This window comes from Cohnella herbarum, assembly GCF_012849095.1.
Lineage (GTDB): Bacteria > Bacillota > Bacilli > Paenibacillales > Paenibacillaceae > Cohnella > Cohnella herbarum.
In genome coordinates, this window is record NZ_CP051680.1 from 5,342,555 (window position 1) to 5,368,741 (window position 26,187).

Annotated in this window: 22 protein-coding genes; 4 read left to right on the plus strand and 18 right to left on the minus strand. The window is 52.2% G+C overall.

Annotation, left to right across the window (positions count from 1 at the left end):
- Positions 1-340: 340 nt before the first annotated feature.
- Positions 341-1,777 carry a magnesium transporter CorA family protein gene (locus HH215_RS22750; protein ID WP_169284528.1) on the plus strand — a complete coding sequence of 479 codons (1,437 nt, stop codon included), beginning with the start codon at positions 341-343 and terminating at the stop codon, positions 1,775-1,777.
- A 134-nt stretch (positions 1,778-1,911) separates the two neighbouring features.
- On the plus strand, positions 1,912-2,148 hold the full coding sequence (locus HH215_RS22755; protein WP_169281987.1) for a hypothetical protein: 237 nt from the start codon (positions 1,912-1,914) through the stop codon (positions 2,146-2,148).
- A gap of 513 nt (positions 2,149-2,661) precedes the next feature.
- On the opposite strand, the gene HH215_RS22760 is transcribed toward HH215_RS22755, so the two are convergent.
- Both HH215_RS22760 and HH215_RS22765 read right to left on the minus strand, forming a co-directional pair.
- The gene (locus tag HH215_RS22760; protein ID WP_169281988.1) at positions 2,662-2,829 is read right to left on the minus strand and encodes a CxxH/CxxC protein; all 168 of its coding nucleotides are present in this window, start codon (positions 2,827-2,829) and stop codon (positions 2,662-2,664) included.
- A gap of 44 nt (positions 2,830-2,873) precedes the next feature.
- The gene (locus tag HH215_RS22765) at positions 2,874-4,199 is read right to left on the minus strand and encodes a S1C family serine protease (protein ID WP_310735496.1); all 1,326 of its coding nucleotides are present in this window, start codon (positions 4,197-4,199) and stop codon (positions 2,874-2,876) included.
- Between the two features lie 394 nt (positions 4,200-4,593).
- On the opposite strand from HH215_RS22765, the gene HH215_RS22770 reads away from it, so the two are divergent.
- The gene (locus tag HH215_RS22770; protein WP_169281989.1) at positions 4,594-4,794 is read left to right on the plus strand and encodes a hypothetical protein; all 201 of its coding nucleotides are present in this window, start codon (positions 4,594-4,596) and stop codon (positions 4,792-4,794) included.
- 57 nt (positions 4,795-4,851) lie between these two features.
- Here the strand turns inward: HH215_RS22770 and HH215_RS22775 are convergent, their stop codons facing one another.
- The 12 genes from HH215_RS22775 to proV all read right to left on the minus strand — a co-directional run bounded on the left by HH215_RS22775 (position 4,852) and on the right by proV (position 20,009).
- Positions 4,852-5,652: an MBL fold metallo-hydrolase gene (locus HH215_RS22775; RefSeq protein ID WP_169281990.1), complete on the minus strand. Its 801-nt coding sequence runs from the start codon at positions 5,650-5,652 to the stop codon at positions 4,852-4,854.
- 40 nt (positions 5,653-5,692) lie between these two features.
- Positions 5,693-6,460, minus strand: a complete 768-nt coding sequence (gene yycI, locus HH215_RS22780) for a two-component system regulatory protein YycI (RefSeq protein ID WP_169281991.1) — start codon at positions 6,458-6,460, stop codon at positions 5,693-5,695.
- A 44-nt stretch (positions 6,461-6,504) separates the two neighbouring features.
- The gene (locus HH215_RS22785; protein ID WP_169281992.1) at positions 6,505-7,818 is read right to left on the minus strand and encodes a YycH family regulatory protein; all 1,314 of its coding nucleotides are present in this window, start codon (positions 7,816-7,818) and stop codon (positions 6,505-6,507) included.
- Positions 7,815-9,650, minus strand: coding sequence for a cell wall metabolism sensor histidine kinase WalK (gene walK, locus HH215_RS22790; RefSeq protein WP_169281993.1), 1,836 nt, complete (start codon positions 9,648-9,650; stop codon positions 7,815-7,817). Before walK ends, HH215_RS22785 begins: the two co-directional genes overlap by 4 nt.
- Positions 9,647-10,387 carry a response regulator YycF gene (gene yycF / locus HH215_RS22795; RefSeq protein WP_169281994.1) on the minus strand — a complete coding sequence of 247 codons (741 nt, stop codon included), beginning with the start codon at positions 10,385-10,387 and terminating at the stop codon, positions 9,647-9,649. The genes walK and yycF overlap by 4 nt, the downstream gene beginning before the upstream one ends.
- Before the next feature lie 149 nt (positions 10,388-10,536).
- On the minus strand, positions 10,537-10,716 hold the full coding sequence (locus HH215_RS22800) for a hypothetical protein (protein WP_169281995.1): 180 nt from the start codon (positions 10,714-10,716) through the stop codon (positions 10,537-10,539).
- Between the two features lie 80 nt (positions 10,717-10,796).
- Complete coding sequence (locus HH215_RS22805) at positions 10,797-12,368, minus strand: M23 family metallopeptidase (protein ID WP_169281996.1); 1,572 nt, start codon at positions 12,366-12,368, stop codon at positions 10,797-10,799.
- Positions 12,369-12,547: 179 nt separating this feature from the next.
- Positions 12,548-13,246, minus strand: a complete 699-nt coding sequence (locus tag HH215_RS22810) for a hypothetical protein (protein WP_169281997.1) — start codon at positions 13,244-13,246, stop codon at positions 12,548-12,550.
- A 278-nt stretch (positions 13,247-13,524) separates the two neighbouring features.
- A complete protein-coding gene (locus HH215_RS22815) occupies positions 13,525-16,560 on the minus strand; it encodes an efflux RND transporter permease subunit (protein ID WP_169281998.1) in 3,036 nt (1,011 codons plus the stop codon).
- 508 nt (positions 16,561-17,068) lie between these two features.
- Positions 17,069-17,968: a glycine betaine ABC transporter substrate-binding protein gene (locus HH215_RS22820; protein ID WP_169281999.1), complete on the minus strand. Its 900-nt coding sequence runs from the start codon at positions 17,966-17,968 to the stop codon at positions 17,069-17,071.
- A gap of 8 nt (positions 17,969-17,976) precedes the next feature.
- Positions 17,977-18,813, minus strand: coding sequence for an ABC transporter permease (locus HH215_RS22825; RefSeq protein WP_169282000.1), 837 nt, complete (start codon positions 18,811-18,813; stop codon positions 17,977-17,979).
- On the minus strand, positions 18,810-20,009 hold the full coding sequence (gene proV / locus HH215_RS22830) for a glycine betaine/L-proline ABC transporter ATP-binding protein ProV (protein WP_169282001.1): 1,200 nt from the start codon (positions 20,007-20,009) through the stop codon (positions 18,810-18,812). The genes HH215_RS22825 and proV overlap by 4 nt, the downstream gene beginning before the upstream one ends.
- Before the next feature lie 263 nt (positions 20,010-20,272).
- On the opposite strand from proV, the gene HH215_RS22835 reads away from it, so the two are divergent.
- Positions 20,273-20,833: a GbsR/MarR family transcriptional regulator gene (locus HH215_RS22835; RefSeq protein ID WP_169282002.1), complete on the plus strand. Its 561-nt coding sequence runs from the start codon at positions 20,273-20,275 to the stop codon at positions 20,831-20,833.
- A gap of 68 nt (positions 20,834-20,901) precedes the next feature.
- On the opposite strand, the gene HH215_RS22840 is transcribed toward HH215_RS22835, so the two are convergent.
- The 4 genes from HH215_RS22840 to HH215_RS22855 all read right to left on the minus strand — a co-directional run bounded on the left by HH215_RS22840 (position 20,902) and on the right by HH215_RS22855 (position 26,156).
- A complete protein-coding gene (locus tag HH215_RS22840; RefSeq protein ID WP_169282003.1) occupies positions 20,902-22,191 on the minus strand; it encodes an adenylosuccinate synthase in 1,290 nt (429 codons plus the stop codon).
- A 179-nt stretch (positions 22,192-22,370) separates the two neighbouring features.
- Positions 22,371-23,747, minus strand: coding sequence for a replicative DNA helicase (gene dnaB / locus HH215_RS22845; RefSeq protein WP_169282004.1), 1,377 nt, complete (start codon positions 23,745-23,747; stop codon positions 22,371-22,373).
- 4 nt (positions 23,748-23,751) lie between these two features.
- Positions 23,752-24,195 (minus strand): 50S ribosomal protein L9, encoded by a 444-nt coding sequence (rplI, locus tag HH215_RS22850; RefSeq protein ID WP_169282005.1) that lies wholly within the window; start codon positions 24,193-24,195, stop codon positions 23,752-23,754.
- Positions 24,192-26,156: a DHH family phosphoesterase gene (locus tag HH215_RS22855; RefSeq protein WP_169282006.1), complete on the minus strand. Its 1,965-nt coding sequence runs from the start codon at positions 26,154-26,156 to the stop codon at positions 24,192-24,194. Before HH215_RS22855 ends, rplI begins: the two co-directional genes overlap by 4 nt.
- Between the last annotated feature and the right edge of the window lie 31 nt (positions 26,157-26,187).

Here is a 26,187-nt window from a genome sequence, read left to right on the forward strand (position 1 = left end):
CGTAACCATGCGCCTCACTACGTCATCCAAGAGAATCCGCTATTCTCCGGTTGCTTAGTGATTGTTCGCGAGAGGGTTACGTCCATGACTAGCATTGATTCCGACAATAGGCAGATGGGACATATTACTAAATCCGTTACTCATGTTCGTAACCCTCCTTTCCGTTCATCAAAGTTATATTTGTCACTTTACCATCGCCCCCCAAATGCTGTCAACGGGCAAAACGGAAAAAAATATAAGTTTTTTACATTCCCTCATTCCCAGGCTATTCCTTCCAATGTTTGCGCCGGCATACTCTCTGGGTAACATGTATAGAACGACGGAGGTGGTTGACGTGACAATGGCCCCAAGCGAGGATCCCTTACTACGAAAGGCGATATTTCAATTCCTATACCCATTCGCGCTCAAGAGAGATTGCCAGAACCGGATGCGAGAAAGCCTGCTTACGGAAAAATACGTCGATTTTCAATTGGGAAACCTGGAAATCGAGGATCGGTTCTACGGACCGGACAACCGCGTCTCCCATCGCGATATGGAGAGGTATTTTCTGCCTTTCACCAACCATGTTCTCTTTCCGAACCGGGATGACCCCGAAGCGTTCCGGCGACTAACCAAATCCAAGAATATTCAGGCCGCTCTTCATACTCGCCATATGACCCTCCCGTTCACCGTTCACTCCGTCGATGTGTTCCTCTGTCCTTTTGATACCGGCTTTCTAACTTTGCGAGTAGAAATCGATGCGGATGCCGAGCTTACTTACGGCCGGGCATTGGAATTCGCGGACCGGATGCGTCATCTGCAGGATACGAATAAGCCGGATCTTCTTACGTTCGTCGAAGCGGACGGCAATCGTTACGAGGAAATCGAAAATTTCGTTTTTCAAACGGTGGCTCCTCATGTTCTGCCGTTCTTGGATCGTTCGCAAATGGAAGAAGCGCACTTCGAGAAGCTGCCCTTTTTCGTGGACGAAAGAATGTTCGTGATCGGGTTTTGCGCATTCGCCGAAGATTGCGATATTTCGCTGCATGACCGCTATCGCGCGGGACGGCTGGACGGATTGGGCTTGGATGGCCATCCGAGGATCAGCGCGAGCCATAAGCCGTACATAGAAAAATATTGCGAGACGTTCGGATACGACCGCTGGGCTCCTAACACTTATTATTTAACCGGCGAAACCAGCTACGTCTGCCTCACCCGCGAGAAGACGGAGATTTCGAACCGATTGGCCAATCAAATGTACGGAGAGTATTACTACGGACTTCTGCTTAACCTGTTTCACCGAATCGTCTTGCTGAAGCTGTCCATCGCTTATTCCAAGGTTCAGTTGGAACGCAAGCAGGAGCATACGGAAAATCTCATTCGGGACATTACTTGTTTTTCCGCCAAGTATTATTTTGTCGAGATCGTCTCGCAGACCGAAGGACGGGAAATTTTCCACCAACTGAAGAAAGTCTATGGTAACGACGACTTGTTCGAAGACGTGAAGCAGACGTTACAAGATCTCTTCAAATATCAGGAGACCCATGCCTCCAAGCAATCCAGTTACCTGCTCACCATCCTGACCATCTATACGGTCATTAGCGGAATATACGGCATGAATCAGGTTATCGAGGATCTGGAAGGAAGCTTCGACTGGTCTTTCTTAGCCGGCTATTCGGCATTCCAATGGATTGCCTTCGGCGTCACCTTCACCGGGCTGACCGTCGCTTTCCTGCTCGTCATCGGCGTCTTGTGGAAGTGGGGGCGGGATTTCGTTCGGCGGCGCAGGAGAAAATAACAAGTAAAAACGACCCCTGACAAGGGTCGTTTCTATCGCTCAACGAGGCTGTAACGCTGTCTTCAGAACGCTCGATAAGGTTTGCTTGTTTAAGCGCCATACTGGGAAAAGAAAAGCTCGTGGGTGCAGCCGGCATGGACAGATCCTTGCCGGAAAATGTCATAGGCTTTTCATTCGAGGAGGAGTTTCAGCGGGGGCAATACTTGCGGAACGGGGATGAACGGGTATTCGAGGTATTGGACGATTTGTTCGCTTCCTTCGAGTCGGACAGCTCGAATCGAACCTACGGTTTAATGAAAATAACGACCCGGCAACTGTTGTTATCCGCCAGCAAGATTTTCTCCGCTCTTGGGCGGCACGGGATACGATGACTTGTACGACAAGCTTCATTCGTTTCAATTCCGACCGGTTAAGACAACAGTTTCGGATTTTCGTCGAGCTTTGCCTGGACCTGAATAAACTGCACATACTTACAAACCCTATAGCGGAATGGATGCAGGGCAATCGTATTAGGAATGGCTTAGTGTTCTAGGCTCACTACGTTGGTTTCAACCTAACGGAACCAGCAGCCGCTATTCTGCTCAAAAAGGTACTTTTCAAAATCTAACGGAGATGGCCGCTCTTATTTGTGTGTTTTCCAGTGAAATCATGCCTTTTGCGCGTAAATAGAGGCTACTGGTTCCGTTAAAATTCTAAAACACTTCTTATCGATAAAATAGAGGCTACGGCAGCCGTTAGAAAAATAACGCTCGTTTGTTGTCTGCTGCAAAGCCCTAAACCGGTCTAATAGCCGTTCCCCAATTCTTAATCGAGTATAATTTCCTATCCAATGAAAAAAGAAGCGGCACAGGAACCCTCTCCCATACCGCCTCTTCCCGCTTCCTCTATACGACCAGCACTTCCGCCTTATTGCCGCACCATTCGCAGTGATCGGGAGCCGTCCATGCCGAGAACGTCGTCGATTCTAGATTGACCAAGTCCGGCGCATCCTCGTATTCGTCTACGAATTTGTCGATTGCGAGCTCAACGTGCTCGCGGCATACACAATACATCGATGTTTTTCCCTTCTCGTCCGTTCGGCTATCTAGAACCTGCTTTAGCGTTCTTCCGGCTCTTCTACTTTTTCCTCTAGCTTGAGATTGATCGTCTTTTTCTTTCCGTCGCGATAATACGTTACTTTCAACGATTCCCCGATTTTTTTGGCGTTATACAAATATTTGCGAAGATCCATTGTGCTCTCGATCGGCTTATTATCCAAAGCTACGATAATGTCGTTGAATTGCAGCCCTGCATCGAGCGCGGGTCCGACGGATTCCAGTACGATGACGCCTTCCGAGACGTCTTTCGGAATGACGGGCGGTTCAACGCTGAACTCGTCGCCCTCTCCATCCCCTTCGTCCGAATCTTTGCCCGATTCCCCGTCCGAATCGTCGGCTACCGGACTGTCGAGATACAATCCCAAGTCCATCGTGTAGACGCCCATATACGGTCTGGAAACCTTGCCCTTGGCGAGTAACTCGCTCAAGATCGGCATGGCGTGATCGATCGGGATGGCGAAACCAATCCCTTCAACTCCGGTATCGGCTACCTTCATGCTATTAATGCCGACGAGCTTGCCGTTAAGGTCGACCAACGCCCCGCCGCTATTTCCTTGATTAATGGCCGCGTCCGTCTGGATGACCTCTTGTTCCCAATCGTAGTTGCCGTCTTGGTTAATCGATACCGGGATGATCCTCTTCGTCGAGGATACGATTCCTTGGGTCAAGGAATCCCCGAAGCCGAGCGGATTGCCGATGGCGATCACCATTTCTCCGACCCGAAGCTTGTCGGAATTGCCGATTTCAACGACGGTATCGATCCCTTCCGCATCCACCTGCAACACCGCGAGATCTGTAACAATATCTTTGCCGATGATCTTGGCGTCCTTCTTATCTCCGTTAACCAGTACAGCTTGGACTTTGCCGGCATCCTGGACCACATGCGCATTCGTAATGATATAGGCTTTTCCGTCTTTTTTCTGAAAAATAACGCCCGACCCCATGCTCGCATGATAAGGAAGCTCATCGGCGTCCAGCTCTTCCTCGCCCTGCATCTCCAAGGCTTCGTTCGTCATGTTGATGATACTGACAACTCCGGGGCGAACTTTCTCGGATGCAGAAATAATCCTCTCGGACGTTTCTACGAGCGATTGTCCTCCGGCGAGCGCCGGCTTAGCCTCGGACTTGGCGTCCCCCCCTCCGTTCAAGAGGACGAACAATAACACGACCAACAGGGAACTTGCTATAGAAGAAATGAGCGCAACTCGGAGCATGGAACCTTGGCGGTACCCTCCATAGGAGCGTGATTCGGATCTCGTCGCATGGCGAGAACGCCTCTTAACCCGTGTGGAGTAAAAATCATCATCGAACAAGCTCATGGTCATGCACCATCCTTCTATTAGGGGAAATCCGCTGTTCCCCAAGCCGCTGCCGGTCTTCCTACTAGAGGTTGTTCAAAAAGCCCAATTGATCACGAAGTCATTTCAAGGAGTCATTTCGACATCGAATCTTGAATTCAGCCGGGACTTCCGGTTCTCACGCAGGTTTGCCTACGCTCCGATCCTCATTCCCTAGCTTCTTTCAACCTTCTCGGTGCTGAAAACCGGACTTTTTGAACTTGCACTACTAATCATAATAACTAATTATTGATCTTCTATACTATCGACGAAAAGAATAGGAATGTTTATAAAGGTTTTGACTAGAATAGTAATAGAATGAGAGAGGACAAGCAAGTGATTTCCCCTCATAATCCATATGTAAAGAAAGGAAGGATTCCCAATGAAAACTTCGGAGATTAGCTGGCAATTCCTTGATCTCGCATCGCAGGTGTCGGATATGAAACATGACCACTACAGACAGCTTCTCGCTGTCAGTACATTAATCGAGCTTCTAGTCGAGAAGGGCCTCCTAACTCCGGACGAAATCAGGGAAAAAGCCTCGCAGATGGAAGCGGAGCTCGACAGGCAGCTCCTGCTGTAACCGGTAACTCTTCCTTGTCCATCGATGACCGAGAAGAAGTTGCCGGGTTGCTCTCCATTACTTAACGACATCCCACAAAGTCGGCCGATCGTGATACGTTTCGCAGAGCGCGAATTCATCCTTCTGGTAGAAATATCCGTTGTCTTCTAATACTGTATTCACGGTTAGTTTGGCTAAATCCATAAGGTTGTGTTCTTGGCTTAAATGGGCCAAATAAACCCTTCGCAAGCTGCCCGTCAGCAGCCTGCACAACGCTTCCCCGGCCGCTTCGTTAGAGAGATGGCCGGTATCTCCCAAGATACGCCGCTTAATATTCCACGGGTATCTCCCCATTCGCAGCATATCGACGTCGTGGTTGGATTCCAATACCATGACGTCCGAATTTTGCAGCTGACGCATCACCTTGTCGCTCACGTAACCTAGATCGGTTGCTAGACTTAGTTTCGCGCCGTCCGCTAGAAAACAATAGCCGACCGGCTCGATCGCATCATGCGATATGGCGTAAGACTCAATCCGCAGATCGGCGATTTCCATGACGCTATCGGTCGGCAAGATTTTGCGCTGCTCATCCGGAATTTCTCCGATCGTGCGGAGCATCGCGCCCCAGGTTCTCTCGTTGGCGTAGATAGGCAACCGATGTCTACGGGCGAAAGCGCCTAATCCCTTGATGTGATCGGAATGCTCGTGCGTCACGAAGATCCCGTCGAGATCCTGTCCCGCAATCTCTCTTTCTCTCAATAACTCATCTATCTTTTTGCCGCTGAGACCGACGTCAACAAGCACGCTAGCCGAGTCCGTAGACACGACTGTCGCATTGCCGGTCGATCCGCTGGACAATACCGTGAATCGAAGTCCCATATTCGTTTCCTGTTCCTCTCCCAGCCAAATTCCCGCCCGACTAAGGGTTACCGGGAAATTCGCCTTTCTCTGTCGTCACTTCCGCGCTGATCGCATTCACGTAATATACTTCTTCGCCATTTTCCAACAATACCCTCCAGGAGGGCGCCGAAACCTGCGCCTCCGCGTCGGCGAATATTTCCCCATGATAGCCCAAGCGGACTTCCTTAATGACCGAACCTACCGGCAAGTTTCGTTCGATGACTTTCGCCAATGCCTTCGTCGCCGATAGAACTTGTTGTTCCTTAACGCCCGTCGAAGGTTTGATTTCGATCAGATCCTGCGAATAAGCCCTGATTTTCTGCTCGCTATAGAATAAGTTCAAATGGATGTCGAATATCGGCCACCCGCCCTCCATCCGGTTAAAGACGAAGAATACCCCCTCGCGGCTGGCCGACAGATCCAACGTGTATTTGTTCAGCTCGGGAATGACTTTGCCCAGCGCGCCGGCAAGCTCGTCTTCGGAGAAGACGAATCTCGTTTCGGGGGCAGGGCTGATCGCGATTCGATCAGAGATCCCGCTTCCCGCGCGGTGCTTGATCGTATACGTTAATTCTCTCATGGACGGAGTCTCCGTCGGGATCTTCGCGTTGTCGTCTACTTGGATATTCTTATCGCGCATGGCCTGTAACGTCTCGGGAGGAAGGGACGTCCAGTCTACCGCCGTGTTTAGCCGCTCGCGCCATTCCGTCCATAACTGATAGCCAAGCACGATATTCAGCATGAGAAAAGAAAAGATAAGCACGCTCTTGGCTCGTCTCCAGTCCATCCTTCTCCTCCTCCTCCCGATCGTTCCTTATCGTTGATTCGAGATCACTTCAATTGAACCGGACTTGATTCCGACACGATAACGACTTCCCCGCTGAGCAATCTAGCCGCCCATACCGGACTCAAGGTCACGGTATCCTTCGAGAGAGTCGGCTTGAATGCCGGGAACAGCGCTTCGATGTTCTTGCCGTTCGAATCCATGCCGTTAAGGATGGATCGTAAAGATTCTCCGCCCGGCAACTGCCTGCTGCTCTTATTGCTCACTTCTTTGCCGAGATTGATCAACGAACGATAGTAAGAAGCGACTTCTCCTTGCCGCATCGTCAGTTGCATGAACCCGAAGTTCAACGCGTTCCCCGATACGATAGGCACATCCCTGTAATATTGTTGGAACCGAACCACGTCGCTGCCCGTCTCCGATTCGGATTCCTTAACGAACTGATGTTTCCCGTTCCAGCCGCCATGCTGATTAACGAAGCTGATCGCGCCCAGGACGTTATCGATCAGGTTGTTATCCCCTTCCGTTGACGCCACGGGATCCGTAAAGGACAGCCATGTCCCGTCCTGTTCGATCATGAGCCCTCTCTTGCCATCGGTATAGAAGAACTGTCCGGGTTGGTCCGGAATCGTTCGCGTGATTCCCGGATCGACGAATAAGTTGTCCTGCATCTGCTCGGTCGTATAGCTATCGAAGTCGACATCCATCTTAAGCAGTCGCGTCATCGGCTTTTCCGGGAGATAGAGATTCCCGTCCTTGGTCGTGTACGGATCCCAATATTGTCCGAAACCGACATACCCCGTGACATCCCCGATTGTCAGATCGGCGCGTTGCGATTCATAGACGTAGCGACCGTCCGAGCTGAAGAAATACGTCCGAACCTCATCGCGGACTTCGCTCGTGTAGATCCAGATCCGATCGATGGAATCCCCGAAGAACAAGAAATCGCGATCGATCTTAAACACTCTCGACAACAGTTCGAAAGGAACCGCGCGCCCGAAGCGAAGCTCTACCCCGCGATACTCTTCCCTGATTTGATCCCAGTCCACGGAGTTTACGGAAGCCCGTTGCATTCCTTTGAACTCTCGGCTCGTGAGCTTATCCAGAATAAGCTCGTAGAAGGGAGGCGTGCTCGGATAGAACACCGTATGCTTGTCATTGCCAAGGTGGAGCACGAGCATTTCAGGAAAAATCAGGTTCTCCACCTGCTCCTCCATGCCGAGCGGCTCCGTCGTGACGTAATTCAACTCCGTCTTCACCTTCGCATCCATGTAAGGATTGCTATAGGCTAGCAAATAGCTCTGAACGAGGCTGAAGACGACGAGGAGGAATAAAAGTACCGATTTGCCTTTCTCGATCATGCCGGCTCACCCCCTTCCTGCACGATCGGCAGCAGCACCGTCACGACGGTTCCGACGTTCGATTCGGATTCGAGAGTAATCGAACCGCCATGCGCCCGGACGATTTCCCGGGCAATCGACAATCCGAGACCCGTACCGCCCATATTCCGCGAACGGGCCTTGTCCACCCTGTAGAACCGCTCGAATATCCGATTCAGGTCCTTCTTCGGAATACCGATCCCCGTATCTTTAATGGCGATCGCCAATTGTCCTGTTTCGTTGCTCTTCGCGGAAATATCGATCGAGCCCCCATCAAGGGTATACTTAATGGCGTTCGATACGAGATTGTCCAACACTTGATCGATTCCGTCCCGATCCAGCCATGCCGTATTCTGCTTGTTCTCGACCTTCACCGAGACGGTGATGGCCTTCTGGCGTAATTGGAACGAGAACCTGTCGACGACCTCCTCCAGCATCTCAGACAAGTCCGTATTCTGCCTGCGCAACTGATTCCGGCGGGAATCGAACCGAGACAGATGCAGCAGGTCCGTAACTAACCGAATCATTCGTTCGGTCTCGCTGCGGATAACGCCTACGAACCGGTCCGCAAGCGGCGGTTCGTCCAGTGCCCCGTCATCGAGCGCTTCCGCGTAACTCTTAATGGTCGTCAGCGGCGTTCTCAATTCATGGGACACGTTAGCGACGAACTCCCGCCTGGATTGCTCCAGCTTCTCCATCTCGGTAACGTCCTGCAACACCGCTATCGCTCCGGCCACTCCCTTGTCCCTGCGGCGGATCGGTGTCAGCGTGACGCGGAATACCATATCCTCTTCCTGATCGGAGGATACCCGATTCAGCAACAGAGAGGATTCCGTTCCTTGAAGCGTGTCCGCGATCGGAGCCTTCTCGATGCCGAGGGCTTCGGACAGCGTTACCCCGTCCTCCAGTTCCTTGAAACCGAGCATTCCTTTGGCTCTTCGGTTCGTCACGATTACCCGGCCCAACTCGTCGGTAGCCAGTACGCCGTCGCTCATGTTGGAGAGGATAGACGACAGCTTCTCCTTCTCTTCTTCGTTGATGGATAACGCATCGCTTAGACGATCGGTCATGTCGTTGAAGGCTGCGCTAAGCTGGCCGATCTCGTCCTTCCCGAACACGGGAACCCGCTCGTCGAAGCGGCCCTCCGCCACTGCGGTCGCTTGCCGCGTTAATGCCTTGATCGGCGACGTGATCGTGCCCGCGAGCAACACTCCCAGAATGGCCGTAAGCCCTAACGCAAGTAAAGTGGCCGACACGAAAATCCGGTTTATGTTCTCCATCGTCTGGTACGGCTCGTTCATCGAAGCTACGATATAGATTGCGCCCACGATCTTGCCCTTGCTAATGACGGGCTTAGCGATGACCTTGCTGCGAGTGTTGTCCTCGTCTATGATTTCTTCCTCGTTGTCCCGAACGCCCTGAAGCGCCCGGCTGACGAGCAAAGACGTATTCTTGCGCCCGATATTGACTTGCGGGGAAGTATTGGAAATAGCGAGTACTTTCCCTCCCGCGTCGAGAACTTGAACTTGCGCGCCGCTAATCGTATCGAAATTGCTCACAAGAGCGTTTAACGTCGCTTCGGTTCCTACCAGAGCGTTGGCGTCCTTATTATCCGATAATAAATTCGACGTGGATAAGTAGGCCGTCAGCAGATTGGTTTGCTTATTCAGATTGTCCGTGAAGGAATTGATCAAGGAACTTTTCATCGTGCTGATGAAGTACACCCCGATCAATTGTACCGCGATCAGGATGAGCAGCAGCACCATCATAATGAGCTTAATCTGAATGCTGCGGAACAAACCGACGGTTCTCATCCGTAATGACCGCCCGTCATCCTCGGATTGCGCACCAAATAACCTAAGCCGCGTCTAGTCATGATGATCTCCGGACGGCTCGGGTCATCCTCGAGCTTCTCCCTGAGCCGGCGAATCGTCACGTCGACGGTTCTTACGTCCCCGAAATATTCGAAGCCCCAAACCGCTTGAAGCAGGTGCTCCCGTGTCATTACCTTGCCGCTATTCTTGGCCAGATAGTGAACAAGCTCGAATTCCCGATGGGTGAGATCGAGCGGTTGATTATTCTTATAGACGACATACATATCCGTATCGATAAAAAGATTAAATAGCTTTAATCCTTGCCGCTCGGGTTCCGGCTGCGTTTCATCATCCGTTCTAGCGGTTTCCACCTTGCGTTGGCGACGCAAGTGCGCTTTCACCCGCGCGAGCAGCTCGCGCGTGCCGAACGGCTTCGTCACGTAATCGTCCGCGCCGAGCTCGAGCCCGAGCACCTTATCGATCTCGTTGTCCTTCGCCGTCAGCATAATGATCGGCGTGGATAGGCGCGTCCGAACCTCGCGGCACACATCCATGCCGTCCTTAATCGGAAGCATGAGATCGAGCAGAATCAGATCCGGCTCCTCTTCGAAAGCAAGCCGAACGGCCGCTTCCCCGTCGAACGCGCAGACGACCTCGTAGCCTTCTTTTTCAAGATTGAATTTAAGAATATCCGCAATCGGCCGTTCATCGTCGACGACCAGAATTTTACCTAACATACTCGCCACCGCCTTCCGCTTCTCGGAAGCTAATCTATAGCTATCTTACCATAATGCGGACGAGAGCCCAATGGCGTTTCGTGGCATTTGCCTAGCAATATCTCGTACACCATTTTCTGATTGTTTCTCTCTCATGTTCTGTACTGCAGCTATTGTTGCCAAGCCCTCGTTTGAACGTTGCTGCTCCGCGCCGTTACTCCCTGTAAGCCCCAATCGAACCCGTCATAACGGATCTCCATTCCGCTATCCCCGCTCAACTCCCCCATCGAACCCAACTTAACGGAAAGCAGTTCCGTTATTGCTAGCCAATCAACGACCTCTCTTCTCACTCGCTGACTCCAACACCCAGAGAAAATAAAAAGCTTCCCCGGGTCCTGACGGACCGACGGGAAAGCTTTCTCTATTTCTATTATAAGTAGCTTGTCGGATTCTTGAGCTTGCCGTTCAAATGAATTTCGAAATGAAGATGAGTGCCGGTGGAACGCCCCGTGCTTCCCATAATGCCGATGACATCGCCCTTCTCGACGATCTGTCCCTTCTTCACGTTAACGCTCTTCATATGGCCGTAGGTGGTTTTGAATCCGTTATTATGGTTAATAATAACTGCGTTACCTAATCCGCCTGACTTGTACCCGGCGAATTCGACTACGCCTTCATCCGACGCCATGATACTGCTCTTGCCGATCATATCGATTCCGTTGTGGTTGCGTCCCCAACGGGCTCCTACGTAGCTCGTAATTCGAGCCCCGGAGACCGGCCAAGCAAATTTACCCGAGCCCTCGCCGCGGATGACCTTCGTTCCCTTGAGAATAATGGTCGCGACCGGAGCCTTCAGCACCTTCTTGGCGATCTGTTCTTCTTCGATGAGCGAACCGTTCCGTTTAATCAACTGGTAAGTCACTTGCTGCTTGCCTTCCGTACCTTCGCGAAGTACCTTCTGCTGACCAAGCTTCATGGCATCGCTCTTCCGGTATTCGACCGGAGGTTCGATGACTTCGATCTCCGTCACTTGCTCTTCGGAGTTCACGTTCAGGATCGGCGGTTCTTCCTCGGACAGATCGAGCACGTCGCCGACGTTGATATAATCATTCTTAATCCACTTATTGTTTTGGTAGATGAGCTCTTCGCTTATGTTGAGCTTCGAGGCAATACATCCGATGCAATCGCCTTTCTTAACCGTGTACTTCCTTGGGATCGGCTCTCCCTCCGTAAGCTTAAGGAACAGCTCGTCCGGATCCGACAGCTTCGGAGTTTCGATATCCGTCGATACGATCTCGACCTTCTCTTCGAAGCTGACGGAAGTGATCGTTCTTGCCGGAGTAGCCGTGCTAGCCGGAGAAGCATCGTTCGTCGCTTTGTAAGATAAGGACCGCACCTCGGTCGCGGCTTTGTTGGCAATGAGACGAGCAGGCGCATACTTGTTCTTCACCCGCTGCAGCAGCTTCTTGGCCGTCAGTTCATCCCGTACGACTCCGACTTCCTCGCCGTCAACGATCACTTTCACGCCGATCGGGTGAGTCTGAAGCATGCCTTCGAGACGAGTCAGCGTCGCATCATCGTCCGTTTTCTTTTTGTAAGCCCTTTCAGGCGTGTAGGTGACCTGATCGTCATTCAGAGCCAGGAGTACGGGTGTGTCCGCTTTCTCCAGTTCGGAGGCTTTGGCCGCAAGTAATTGCTCGACTTTCTCCTCGCTGCTGATTTCTCCGACGGGCTTTCCGTTTAAGAGAACTTTGTAATACTCTACGCTATTGGCTTGCACATATCTATGTCCGCCTATTCCGACCGCGACCACTACGGCTATACCGCAAAGAGTTACGACGAAAGGCTGGCGATAATTTCGAATGAAGTTGCTGAGACTAGGCTGCGTCGGTTTGTCGGATAGAGTCTTACCTTTCAATTGCGTGAACCGAACATGCCGGAAGATTTGCTTAGGTGCGGCAATTATTTTCCGGATTCGATCCATTCCCCTGAAAACGGCCATGATCTTCTCCTTTTCCCTTGCTTTCGTTATTCTATTTCCCGGTTTTGGCAGAAGCTTGTACCTCACTTTAGCATAGGTCCGACAAATCTATCAACCTTTTGGGTTCATTAGAATTATGAAAAATGGAATAAGCCACCGGTTTACACGCCCGGCGGCTTGTGTTATTGTAAGCGTTTTATTCACTCGAGAGTTGCTTCCCTGTCCGGTATTTTCACGCCTTGGAGCAGTTCCATCATTTGAGAATATTCCCCCTCGGAAAGGGACGATTTGAGCATGTCTTGGACCTGCGTTAACTCTTCCGAAGTCACTCCGTCCTTCAAAACTTCCGATAACAGCGACAGCTGTTCCGGGTTCAGCTTGGAGACGACCATCGCATACAAGGCTTGTCTATCTGCATCCGTTAGCTGACCCAACGCGGCATCGCCGTTAAACGCGGGAACCGAACCGTTCCCCTCATCTCCGCTATCCGGTCCCGGGCTTGCATCGCCAGCCGTTCCATTCTCTCCGTCGCTTCCCGGCAGGACTCCAGGATCCGCTTGTGCCTCCGGTTCATCCGAAGGCTTGTCCGCTACATTGCCGCTCGACTGCGAGTGTTGCGGCTCCGACGTTACTTCGCCCGTTTCCGCACTCTCCCGCTCAGCCGTCTTCGATGTCGAAACAGTCGACTCGGCTTCCGCCTTCGGTTTTTTATCCGCTCCCCATAACGTCCCCCACACGCCCGACATCGCGATCGGTTGTATTTCTATAGGCAAATCCAGTCCCTTCACCACCGACTCCATGTAACTGTTCACGATATAACCCGTCGTCCATATGCACAAGAAGCTGAGCAGCAAAGCCGTCGCTCCCATCCGGATCACCCAGCTTACCCACTTAAACATCAAGGTACCTCCTGTTAAAAGGTTTTCATAGTTTTAGTATGGGCAAACCTATCTAGAAACATTCAATAATCCGCCAGATTTTGCCGCTCCTTAATATCTACTACTAAACGGTCCGACTTCGTCAAAAAACACCCCTTATGCACGATTCATTGGACTTTCCATTCCAAGCGGAAGGCTCCAATGTTCGCGATAAGAGGTGTCCGATATGGCACACAGACTGCTAGATTTTCATCTACTTAAACGACTATTCCTACTACCCTAGCGACTGCTCTTTCGCGTTATGCCGCCACTCCCGCTCTTGTTTGCGAATTGATCGCGCGCTGTTTACGGGAACGCTTAAAGTACAGCAGCTCGTAGATGACCGGAACGACGACCAGCGTCAGCAGCGTCGAGCTCGCGAGTCCGCCGATCACGACGACGGCCAGCCCGCTCGAGATGATACTTCCCCCGCCCAGACCGATAGCCAGCGGAATCAATGCGCAGATCGTAGCGATGGCGGTCATGAGAATCGGCCGTAATCTCGTTCCGCCGGCTTCGATAAGCGCCTCGCGGATCGTGGAACCGTGCTCGATCTGCTGTTGTACGCGTTCGATCAACACGATCGCGTTCGTTACTACGATACCGATCAGCATCAGGAATCCGATCATGCTGGAGACCGATACCGGTTCGCCCGCCGCCATCGTTCCGACCAATCCGCCGATCAGCGCGAACGGCAAGGAGAACAATACGGCCAGCGGCGCTCTGCCTTCCCGGAACGCGACGACCATGACGATATACACCATTCCGACGGCGATACCCATTGCCATCAGCATATCGCTCATCATCTGACCGATTTCCTCGTCGCTGCCTCCAAGAGAGTACTCCGCTCCGGTCGGCAAAGTTAACTCTTTAAGCGCCTTGTCCAGCGCTTTATTCACTTTGCTTACATTCTTATCCGTAATCGTCGCCGATACGGTAGCGAACTCCGAGCCGTTCTTATACTGCAGCGTGCTAGGAAGCTGAATCTCGTTGACCTCGGCAATATCCTTTACCTGAATTTGTTTGCCGGTAGGCGTATTCAGCTTCAATCCGCTAATGTCTTCTATAGAAGTAATAGATGCGCCGTTCAATGAAAGGTAAAGATCGCTAGCCTTGGAGCCGTCGCCGATACGGCCCGCATTCGCCTCCGTCAAGAACGGACGAAGAATCATCGAGGCTTGCGCCGCGGAGAGTCCGTATTGGGAAGCGTCCTTCTGCCGGACTTCGATGGCGATCCCCTTCGTTCCATCCTGCAGATTGTTGCTGACGTTCTCGATGCCTTGCATGCCGCTAACCATTGCGGTGATTTTCTCCGTTGCCGCGCGAATGTCCTCCATAGAAGATCCCGTTACCGTAATCGATACGGCTCCCCCGCCGGACATATCGTCTTTTATCAAGCTGAATTCCGAGCCTTGGGGGACCTGAACCTGCGGACCGATTTCTTCCGAGAACCGATCGAGATCCGCCTCCGAACGCAGCCCGATGAACCATTCCGCCCAATTATCGCCGCTTCCGCCGCTCATTCCGCCGCCGATAGTCACATTCGTATTCTCAACGTCCTTATGTCCGCGGATAATGGCGTCCAATCGATCCGTTTCTTTCTTCGTGACTTCAATGGACGTCCCCTTAGGCATCGTCAGACTCGCGAAAATGTATTTATAGTCCGACTGCGGAAGCAATACGACTCCCACCTTGCCCGCGAAGATCGGAACTAGACTGCCGACGAATAACAGCAGCGCCACTATGAGGACAACGGCCTTATGCCCGAGCGACCAGCGCAGCACCCGCTTGTAACCGCGGCTCATCCCCGATTCCTTGACTTCCTTCAGCGTGGCATTCCTCATTAATACCCAAGCCATCAGAGGAACAACGGTGAGCGCGACCAGGAGCGAGGATAAAAGCGCGAATCCGACGGTCAGGGCGAAAGGCCGGAAATATCCGCCGATCATGCCTTGCAACAATCCGAGAGGAGCAAACACCGCGACCGTCGTGATCGTCGAAGACGTAATCGCGCGGCCGACCTCCATCGTTCCCGTTAAGATCAGATCCTTGCTGATCTTCTCGCCCCTCATGCGCCGCACGATGTTCTCGATAACGACGATACTGTCGTCAACGACACGTCCCGTGGCGACGGCCAAGCCGCCTAAAGTCATAATATTTAACGTCACGTCCGTAAAAGTTTTCAAGCAGATCATCGCGATCAGCATGGACAACGGAATCGATACGATCGCGATCAAGGTAGCACGGAAGTTTCTCAAGAAGAACAGGATCAAGATCGAAGCGAACAACGCGCCGAGCGCGCCTTCACGGGCAAGCGTATTGACGGAATCCTTGACGTCCGTTGCGCGGTTATACATGATCAAGGATTGAACTTGGCCGGACTTCTCGGCATCCTCGTATAATTTAAGAACTTTATCGGCCACTTCCACCGTGTTCGCGGTCGATGATTTCACGATGTTCAAGGTGACGCTCGGACTGCCGTTCGTCAAGCTGATCATGCTAAGGTCTTTGCCTTGTTCGATCTGCGCGATATCGGTCAGTTTAACGCTACCCGCCGCATCTAGGCTCCATTCCTTCAATTGATCGATCGATCTTAAATCTCCTTGTACGAAAACGGGAAGCTTGTTGCCTTGCAAAGTCGCTTCTCCCAGTGGAACGCTGAGATTGTTTGCTTGAAGAACGCCCATGACCTGCTCGTAGGATATTCCCTTCTGCGCCATGGCCTGAGCATCTAGCCGAATGTACACTCCATCGTCTTTCAGCCCGATATCCTGCACGTCGCTGACGCCTTCAATGGCTTGCAACTCGGGGATCACCGTCGTTTTGACGATCGTATTAAACGCTTCCTGCGACACTCCCTCGCCGGCGGTTACCGTCGTATACATGATTGGCTGGTTCGTCGTGGAGAAGTAGCGCACCTCCGGCTTCTGAACGTCTTGAGGAAGCTGAACGTCGCCGATCGCTTGCTTCACCAATTCTTGCTTTTTCTTCATGTCGTCTTTGAAACTGAATTCCAGTTGCAGCATGGAGACGCTATTGCCGGATTGAGAGGTGACGTTCTTCACGCCCTCCACGTTCCTAAGCACCTTTTCCAGAGGCAACGTCACTTGATTCATGACCTCGTTAGGAGCCGCTCCCGGATATACCGCCGACACCATGACTCCCGGAAACGCGATCTCCGGTTGCTGCTCTTGCTTAAATTGCGTAGCGGCATACATCCCGCCCACCGCCACCAGAATGACCAACAGAACGATGGCCACGGGATTCCTCAGCGAAAAATTCGTAAAAAACTTCATATGCACTCTCTCCACTTCTCTTTTTAATCACGCTTGTATGTATCGTCGATCGGGAAGTCTACGGAACTGATTGTAATTTGTTTCCACACGGGACAAAATATCCCCGAGGATGTTTTTGTACCTCGACCTTGGGCGGGGGGTGACTAAGTCTCTCGTGTCGCGGTAAACGCAAACCCGTTACGCCGTCCTTGGCGCGGCGGTACGTTTTTTACGGGTTTATAGATGAATATTGGAATGCAAATGCGGCAGCGATTGAGAAAATACCTGTATAAGTACAGTTATTTAACGAGAGAGTTTTCATTTAAAAGCAATACCTGTATAAGTACAGTTATTATCGCGCGATGAATAGGTTAGTCCGAGGACTCTGCTGAAATAACTGTACATTTCACGTTATTTCGTGAGGGCGCATTGAGGGGACGGGAATCCGAGAAAATAAAAAAAGCCGACTCCCGTCGAATAACGGAAATCGGCCTGCCTCTGAATCTATAACCGCCTTACCAATCGTCCCTTAAATGCCTTCGATCCACTTGCTCACTTTTTCTTGGTTGTCCGCAATCCACTTCTTGGCGGCTTCCTCCTCGCTCATTCCGGCGAAAATGTCGACCATCACGGATTCCATGTCCGCCGGCGTCCATTCGAATTGATCAAGGAAACGGTGAGCGGCCGGTTGATCTTCCTTCAATCCCTTCCTAACCAACGTGTGAATCTGTTCGTCTCCGCCAAATACGTCCTTAGGATCATCCAGGTATTTCAGATCCATCTCGGCGAACATCCAGTGAGGCGTCCAGCCCGTAACGATGACGGGCTGCTGCTTGTCGTAAGCATCCCGAAGCACTTTAGCCATCGCGGCCGAAGAGCTCTCCAACAGCTTCCAATCGGTCAAGCCGTATTCCTCGATAGCCTTGCTAGTGGCCGTCATAATTCCCGCGCCGGGCTCGATGCCCGTAATCGTGTATTTGACCGACTTGCCCACATCGCCTTTCAGGTCTTCGATGGATGAGATATCCATGTAGGCCGGCACGGCCAGTCCAACCTTCGTTCCGTCCAGATTCGTTCCCAGGTCTTCGAATTTATCTTTGTTCGGCTCGTAATAGTTTTCTCCGTGCGTGCTAGGCAACCAGGCCGCTACCATCGCATCGGCGCTGCCGTCCGCTATGCCCACGTACATCGGCCCCGCGTCTACTTGGAGCATGTTTACCTTATATCCGAGCTTGCTTTCCAGTACTTCCTTCACCACGTTCGTACTCGCGATTTCCGAGTCCCATGCGACGTAAGCCAGCGTGATCTCCCGATCCTTAGCCGGAGAGCTTGCGTCACCGCCGCCCTCGTTCTTCTTATTCGAACATCCTGCCAATACCAACGTAACGATCATTATCGCAGCTAACATCAAATTTAGATTCTTCTTCATTCAATCACTCATCCTTTTCTTCTTTTTCTTACGAGATTTTGCGTAATTCTATCTAAAATAATCGCAAGCACGACGACGGCTAATCCGGCTTCGAAGCCGACTCCCGTCTTGGCTTGGGTGACCGCCCTGTACACGTCCGCTCCAACGCCTTGCGCTCCAATCATCGAAGCGATGACGACCATGGAGAGCGATAGCATAATCGTCTGGTTGATCCCCGCCATGATCGTCGGCGCAGCGATCGGTAGTTGAAGCTTATACAGCTTCTGCATCGGAGTCGACCCGAAGGCGTCCGCTGCCTCTACCAGATCCGCCGGAACTTGGCGAATGCCTAAGTTCGTTAACCGAATCGTCGGCGGAATGCCGAAAATAACGGAGGCGATAACGCCGGGTACGACGCCGAGCGAGAAGAAAGCGACCGCCGGCAGCAAATAAACGAAAGCGGGCATCGTCTGCATGAAATCGAGCACCGGCGTAATTATTTTCTGAACCTTGTCGTTCCTAGAGCACCAAATTCCTAGAGGCACGCCAAGCAAGATAGAGATGAACGAAGCCGTCAATACCAATGCCAGCGTCTCCATCGTGTGCGCCCAGTAGCCCAAGTTGTGGACGAGGAGCAGCCCAATCAGGGAAAAAACGGCGATTCTCGTTCTTCCTATCCCGTAAGCAATAGCCGTCAACAGCAAGATCATCAGCAGCGGAGGCAAGAAATTGAACGCTTCCGCTAGCCCGTTAACAGTAGATCCGATAATCAGCTTTATGCCGTCGAAGAGCGGTCCCGCGTTCGTTTCGAGCCAAGTCTCCAGTGACTCAATCCACTTGCCGATCGGAATTTTAGGCACGTTCATCGGGACTCACCCGCTCCCGATCCGGAATTGCCGCTTAGTGCGGATAACACGGCGCCGCGAATAATAATGCCCAACAGCCGCTTACGGTCATCGACGACGGCAAGCGGAATTTTCGCGCTGCTCACCGCATCGAATAATTCTCCGAGCAGCACGTCCGGCGATACGACCGGCGTCTCACGAATCATAATCTCGTCGAGCGTCTGCCCCGACTTAATGGCCGCGGCCGAGTCTTCGGCCGTAACGACGCCGATAAGCTGACGGGATTTATCTACGACGTAGAGATTGGAAATCCCCCGGTCCCGCATGAGCTGCAAGGCCACCCTAGGGCCGCGATCCATCGTGATCGTTTCGGCGCGGATCATCACGTGAGAGGCGGTCAGCACCTTGGATAGGTCGACATCCTCGACGAACCGTTCAACGTAAGCGTTCGCCGGATGGGTCAGAATTTCTTCGGGCGTACCGATTTGAACGACGGCTCCATCCTTCATTAGCGCGATGCGATCCCCGATTCTCAGCGCTTCGTCCAGATCATGCGTGATGAAAATAATCGTCTTCTTCATCGTGGACTGCAGCTCCAACAGTTCGTCCTGCATATCCTTGCGAATGAGCGGATCAAGCGCGCTGAAGGCTTCATCCATCAGCAGGATGTCCGGATCGTTCACCAATCCGCGGGCGAGACCGACGCGCTGTTGCATTCCCCCGCTCAGCTCGTCCGGGCGTTTATCCTCCAGTCCCGCCAATCCGACGAGCGCTAACGTTCGAATCGCTTTCTCCCGTCGCTCGTCTTTGGCTACCCCTTGAATCTCCAAACCGTATTCCACGTTCTCCAATACGGTTCGATGGGGAAACAGGGCAAACTTCTGGAAAACCATGCTGATCGTCTTGCGCCTGACTTGACGCAACTCTTCCGCGCTTAATTGCACGATGTCTTTACCGTTGATGAGTACTTGCCCCGAAGTGGGCTCGATCAACCGGTTCAACAATCTGACCAGCGTTGACTTTCCGCTTCCGGATAAACCCATGATGACGAAAATTTCGCCGGGCTCGATAGCGAAGCTGACCCGATTGACCCCTACCGTTAGCTTCGTTTCCTTGGCAATGCGTTCCTTCGACCAGCCTTGGTCTAGCAAGCTATAAGCCCGCTTAGGATCATTGCCGAATACTTTGGTTAACGATTGGACTTCTATGATCGCCATAGCAATCCCCCTTTCGATCCTTCTCATCTTTCTCATATAGCCGCTTAAACAAGTGTAGCCCCCGCTCCGGAGGGGGTCAAAACGGATATAAGTCCGTATAGTACGTACAGTTTTAACTTTACGTACTATATTTAGTGTATGCTCCGGTTTCCTTACACTTCCTCCCGAGCCGTAATCTTTACTTAATCGGGACTCTTTTCTACAATAAGAACAAGGGTATATCGTTTCGTGAATCGAAACGTTCGAGATAGGGAGTGTAAGGCATGACACCATTCGACGGATTAAATGAGGAACAGATCAAAGTGATCGAGAAGTCGCGTCGGCGCGTCGTCGATTCTATCGGAAATAACATGGACTTATACGGTGTCACCACTTCTATAGGACATTTGTACGGCATGATGTACTTCCACGACGGTCCTGTTACGCTGGACGACATGGGCGAGGAAATGGGCATGAGCAAGACGAGCATGAGTACCGGAATGCGGACGCTCGTCGATCTGAAGATGATCAGCAAAATTTGGGGAAAAGGCTCTAGGAAAGACCTTTACGAGGCAGAAGAGGATTGGCATCAAGCGTTCGTGGATTATTTCTCCATCAAGTGGCGCAAGTCGATGGAGATGAATATACATGCCTTAAATAAATCGCTTGCGGAAATGCGCAAGCTACGCGAAGAAAACTTGGACAACGGGATGCTTATCGCCCAAACCGACTTCGATATTTCCAAAATGACTCAAGCGCTCCGGTACTACAAATGGCTTGACCGTTTTATCGATTCGTTGGAATCCGGGGAGATATTCGATTGGGTTCCTAAAGAGGAAAATTAACCGTCAGGCGCACGAACGACAAAAGCCGTTAGTGGAATTCCCACTAACGGCTTTCTATATCGCAGCCCTTACTCTCCGTAGATCTTCGCTACTTGATTCGTCTGTTCGCGGTTACGGCCGACGGAGAAAATCGCGATCGGGATGCCCGTAAGCTCCGTAATCCGCTCGACGAAACGACGAGTCGTTTCCGGCAAATCGCTTAATGTTTTAGCGCCCGAGATATCTTCGCTCCAACCCGGCAACTCTTCGTACACCGCTTCGCATTCTTCCAGCAGCTTGAGGTTCGCGGGATAGTGCTCCATCAGTTCGCCGCGAAATTTGTACGCCGTACAGATCTTAACCGTCTCAAGGCCTGTCAGCACGTCGAGGGAGTTCAAAGACAATCCCGTGATACCGCTGACGCGACGGGCATGGCGAACGACAACCGTGTCGAACCAGCCGACGCGGCGAGGACGTCCCGTTACCGTTCCGTACTCGTGGCCTTTGTCGCGGATCCATTGACCGAGATCATTGTTCAGTTCCGTCGGGAACGGGCCGTCGCCAACGCGGGTCGTGTAGGCTTTGGCAACGCCGATGACTTCCCGGATCTTGGACGGTCCGACGCCGGAACCGATGCACACGCCGCCAGCCGAAGGGTTGGAGCTCGTAACGTACGGATAAGTACCTTGGTCGATATCAAGCATGACGCCTTGCGCGCCTTCAAATAGAACCTTCTTGCCCGCATCGATCGCATCATTCAGAATAACCGACGTGTCGGTGACGAACGGACGCAATTGTTCCGCGAGCGCCAGATAGTCCTGGATGATGCTATCCGCATCCAGAGCTTCTCCGTTATACATCTGGGTAATGACTTGGTTCTTATCCGCGATAATCGCGCGCGCTTTCTCTTCGAACGCTTCGGCAACCATCAGGTCGGCGATGCGAATTCCGTTGCGAGCGGCTTTATCCATATAACAAGGCCCGATCCCTTTACGGGTCGTTCCGATTTTGTTGTCCGCTTTGCGGTCTTCTTCCAGAGCGTCCAGCACAAGGTGATACGGCATAATAACGTGAGCGCGATCGCTGATTTTCAGATTGTCGGTAGAAAATCCGTTGTCGCGAATATATTGAATTTCTTCCACCAACGCACCGGGATTAATAACCATTCCGTTGCCGATGACGCATAATTTATTCTGATTGAATATGCCTGAAGGTACCATCGTCAATTTGTACTTTTTATTCTCTATAAGGATCGTATGTCCGGCGTTATTACCGCCTTGATAACGAGCGACCACATCGGCCTTCTCCGCTAGGAAATCCGTAATCTTTCCTTTGCCTTCGTCTCCCCATTGCGTACCTACAACAACGACTGTTGACAATGCAATCCCTCCACCCGGGGTGTTCTCCACGCCGGCATGATAATGCCACCCGAAATCGCATGACTCGCGATCAGGCAGCATGAATAGTGTAGCAACTGTACCCGGGGAAGTCAACGGAAAAACGAACAATCCCGCGACCGCCTATATTATCGTTCGGAATTCAGCCTAACTTTGTCGGTTTATGCGCTGCCCGCATAGGCTTCGCCGTGAGATCGATCAAGACTGACGAATTTGTTAAAATTTTTCAAGAACACGAGCTCGACCGTGCCGACGGGACCGTTCCGTTGCTTGGCGATAATGATCTCGATAATATTCTTCTTCTCCGATTCCTTATCGTAGTAGTCATCCCGATATAAGAAAGCAACGATATCGGCATCTTGCTCGATCGATCCGGATTCCCGAAGATCCGACATCATCGGACGCTTGTCCTGCCGCTGCTCGACGCCCCGCGAGAGCTGCGAGAGCGCGATAACCGGAACTTCCAGTTCGCGGGCGATCTGTTTCAAAGTACGGGAAATTTCCGATACTTCCTGTTGACGGTTCTCGCCCGCTTTGCCCCGCCCTTGGATGAGCTGAAGGTAATCGATGAGGATCATCCCTAGCCCTTTCTCTTTCTTGAGCCGGCGGCATTTGGCCCGAATATCGGACACGGTAATACCGGGAGTATCGTCGATATAGATTTGAGCCTCGGACAGCGCACCGATCGCCATCGACAGCTTCTCCCAATCATCGCCTTCCAGATGTCCCGTCCGCATCCGCGTCGCGTCCACGTTGGACTCCGCGCAGACGATACGTTGAACGAGTTGAGGCGCCGACATCTCCAAGCTGAAGATGGCAACCGTCTCCGAAGCGCGAACCGCTACGTTCTGGGCGACGTTCAAAGCGAAGGCCGTCTTACCGACCGAAGGCCGCGCCGCTACGATAATCAAGTCGCTGCGCTGAAACCCGTTCGTCATTTTATCCAGATCGATGAACCCGGAAGGGATTCCCGACACTCCGCCTTTATGGTTATAGAGGAATTCAACCTTCTCGAACACTTCCATAAGCACGTCGCGGATGCTGATGAACCCGGTCGCGGAACGCCGGCTGGAGATTTCCATGATCCGCGCTTCGGCGTCGTTAAGCAGAACGCCTACGTCGTCTTCCGTCGCGTAACCGTTAGAGACGATTTGCGTGGCGGTGCGGATCAGCCGTCTCAGAATGGACTTCTCTTCCACGATCTGAGCATAGTATTCCACGTTGGCCGCGGTTGGAACCGAATTTGCCAGCTTAGCCAAATACATGACCCCGCCGACCTCGTCCATCTGCCCCAAATCTTGAAGGCGAGCGGTCAAGGTAACGAGGTCGATCGGCTGATTATCGTCGTTAAGAGCCACCATCGCGTCGAAGATGCGTTGATGGGAGACGCTATAGAAGTCCTCGGCCTTCAGGCGTTCCATGGAAGCGATTAGCGCTTCGGACTCCAGCAGAATAGCGCCGAGAACGGCTTGCTCCGCCTCAAGATTCTGAGGCGGTATGCGATCGTACAGCAGCTGCTGATCCCCGCTTCCGTTCATCGGACTATTCCTCCACGACTTGTACGTTTAGCGTGCCCTTTACGTCCGGATACAATTTTACGGTTACTTTCGTTACGCCGAGCACCCGGATCGGATCGTCAAGCTCGATCTTGCGTTTGTCGATCGATACTTTTTGCAATTCCAACGCTTCCGCGATTTGTTTGCTCGTAATGGCACCGAATAGACGTCCGCCTTCTCCGGCTTTTGCTTTTATGACAACCGTCATCTCGGACAGGCGATCCGCCAGAGCCTTGAATTCGTTTTTCTCGTTTTCCTTCTTCTTCAGCGCGGAAGCCGTTTGTTGATTCAACGTCTTCTTCGCTCCCTCGGTCGCTAGCTGAACGACGCCCTTAGGCAATAGAAAATTGCGCGCGTACCCTTCGGACACCTCTTTAACCTCGCCCTTCTTCCCCTGACCCTTAACGTCTTGCAAGAAAATTACTTTCATTCGAATAACCCCTCTTCCTTCTCGAGTTCTTGTAAAACGTGTTTTAATTTCGCTAATACTTCCGTTACCGAACCTTGAAGCTGTGCGGCCGCGTTCGTGAAATGTCCGCCTCCGCCTAGCCGCTCCATTACGATCTGGACGTTAATCTGGCCGAGCGATCTGGCGCTGACCCCGACAAGGCCGTCCTGCCTCAATCCGATAACGAACGAAGCTTTAATTCCCGTCATGTTCAGCAACGTATCCGCCGCTTGCGCGATCAGCAGTTGCTGCACTTGCTTGCCGGAATCCGCTACCGCAATCGCGATGCAATCCCGATAGGCTTCCGCGTTACGAATAATCTCCGCCTTACGAATGTATTCTTCCAGATCTTCTTTCAGCATCCGTTGGATGAGCACCGAATCCGCGCCGTTGCGGCGCAAGAAGGAAGCGGCCTCGAACGTCCGGGAGCCGGTCCGGAAAGCGAAGCTCTTCGTGTCGACGGTAATTCCCGCGAGCAACGCCGTAGCTTCCCGTACGTCGAGAACGACGCGCTCGTGGATATATTGCAGAAGCTCCGTTACGAGCTCGCAAGTAGAAGACGCATAAGGCTCCATATAGACGAGCACCGCATCGTCGATGAACTCCTCGCTTCGGCGATGGTGATCCACGATCACGATCCGATCGGTGCCTTGCAATAGACGAGGCTCCGCAACCATCGTCGCGCGGTGCGTATCCACCACGACCGCCAATGACCTCTTGCCGATTAAACTTAGCGCATGCTCCGGAGAGATGAATCGTTTGATCAGCTTCTCGTCCTCTTTCAACATATCCATCATCCGATGAATGGCGGGATTAACGCCTTCCAGAACGATATAGGCTTCTTTGCCGTAGAGCTGCGCAGCCTTCATGACGCCGATGGCCGCGCCGATGGCATCCATATCGGGCATCTTGTGGCCCATGATAATGATATTATCGCTTTCCTTCATGAGATCGCGAAGAGCGTGGGAGATTACCCGCGCGCGAACCCGCGTCCTTTTCTCGACGGCATTGCTCTTGCCGCCGTAGAAGCTTTGACGCTGTCCGAACTTCACGACCGCTTGATCTCCTCCGCGCCCGAGCGCGATATCCAAGCTGCCCTGAACCAGATGTCCCAGTTCGATAACGTTAGCCGCACCGGAAGCGAAGCCTATGCTTAACGTCATTGGAAGCTTCTGCTCGATCGTAATCTCGCGTACGTCGTCCAACAGCTCGAACCGCGATTGCTCGAGACTCTTGAGCGTGATCTGGTTCGTGATGATCATATAACGATCGGAAGATAACCGTCTCAGGAACAGACCGTACTTCAGAGCCCATTCATTGATTTCTCCGGTTACCTTGGATAACATCAACGCGCGCTGCTGTTCGTCCATTCCTTGCGCGACCTCTTCGAGATTATCCATCGTCACGATTCCGAGCGCCAGCTTTTCCTCGTCATACCGTTTCTTAAGCGTCCAACGCTCGGTAATGTCCACGACGTAAACAATCCGTTCGTTCGCGCGATGCAACAGTTCGAATACGCGGCCGCCTATCGTAATCTCGGTTCCGACTTCCTTGTCTTTGACCGGTTGCTGCAAGACGGGGAAATGCGTGTTAAGCGATTCTCCGACGATCGAGGATTTGCCGATAATCGTACCGATGAACGGATTATGCCATTGAATGTCCTTCTCTTCGTTATAGATAAGGATGCCGAAAGGAAGATGCCCGATCACGTCATTGCCGGCGTTCTTGATTCGATGGGTCAGCGTTAGAACGTAATCGTTCAGGTCATGCCGGAACGCTCTCTCCGCGAGTATCCCGTAGACGGCGACGACTCCCCCAAGCGCCAAACCTAATAAACCGAATATCCATTGGTACCAAGCCAATGCAACGGTTAAGATGAAGATGAGCACAAGTGCCCAGACGATATGCATACCGTGCCAACGCTGCACGAGAAACTTGGGCATATCCGCTTTCGCTCCCGTCTAATGATGAAAT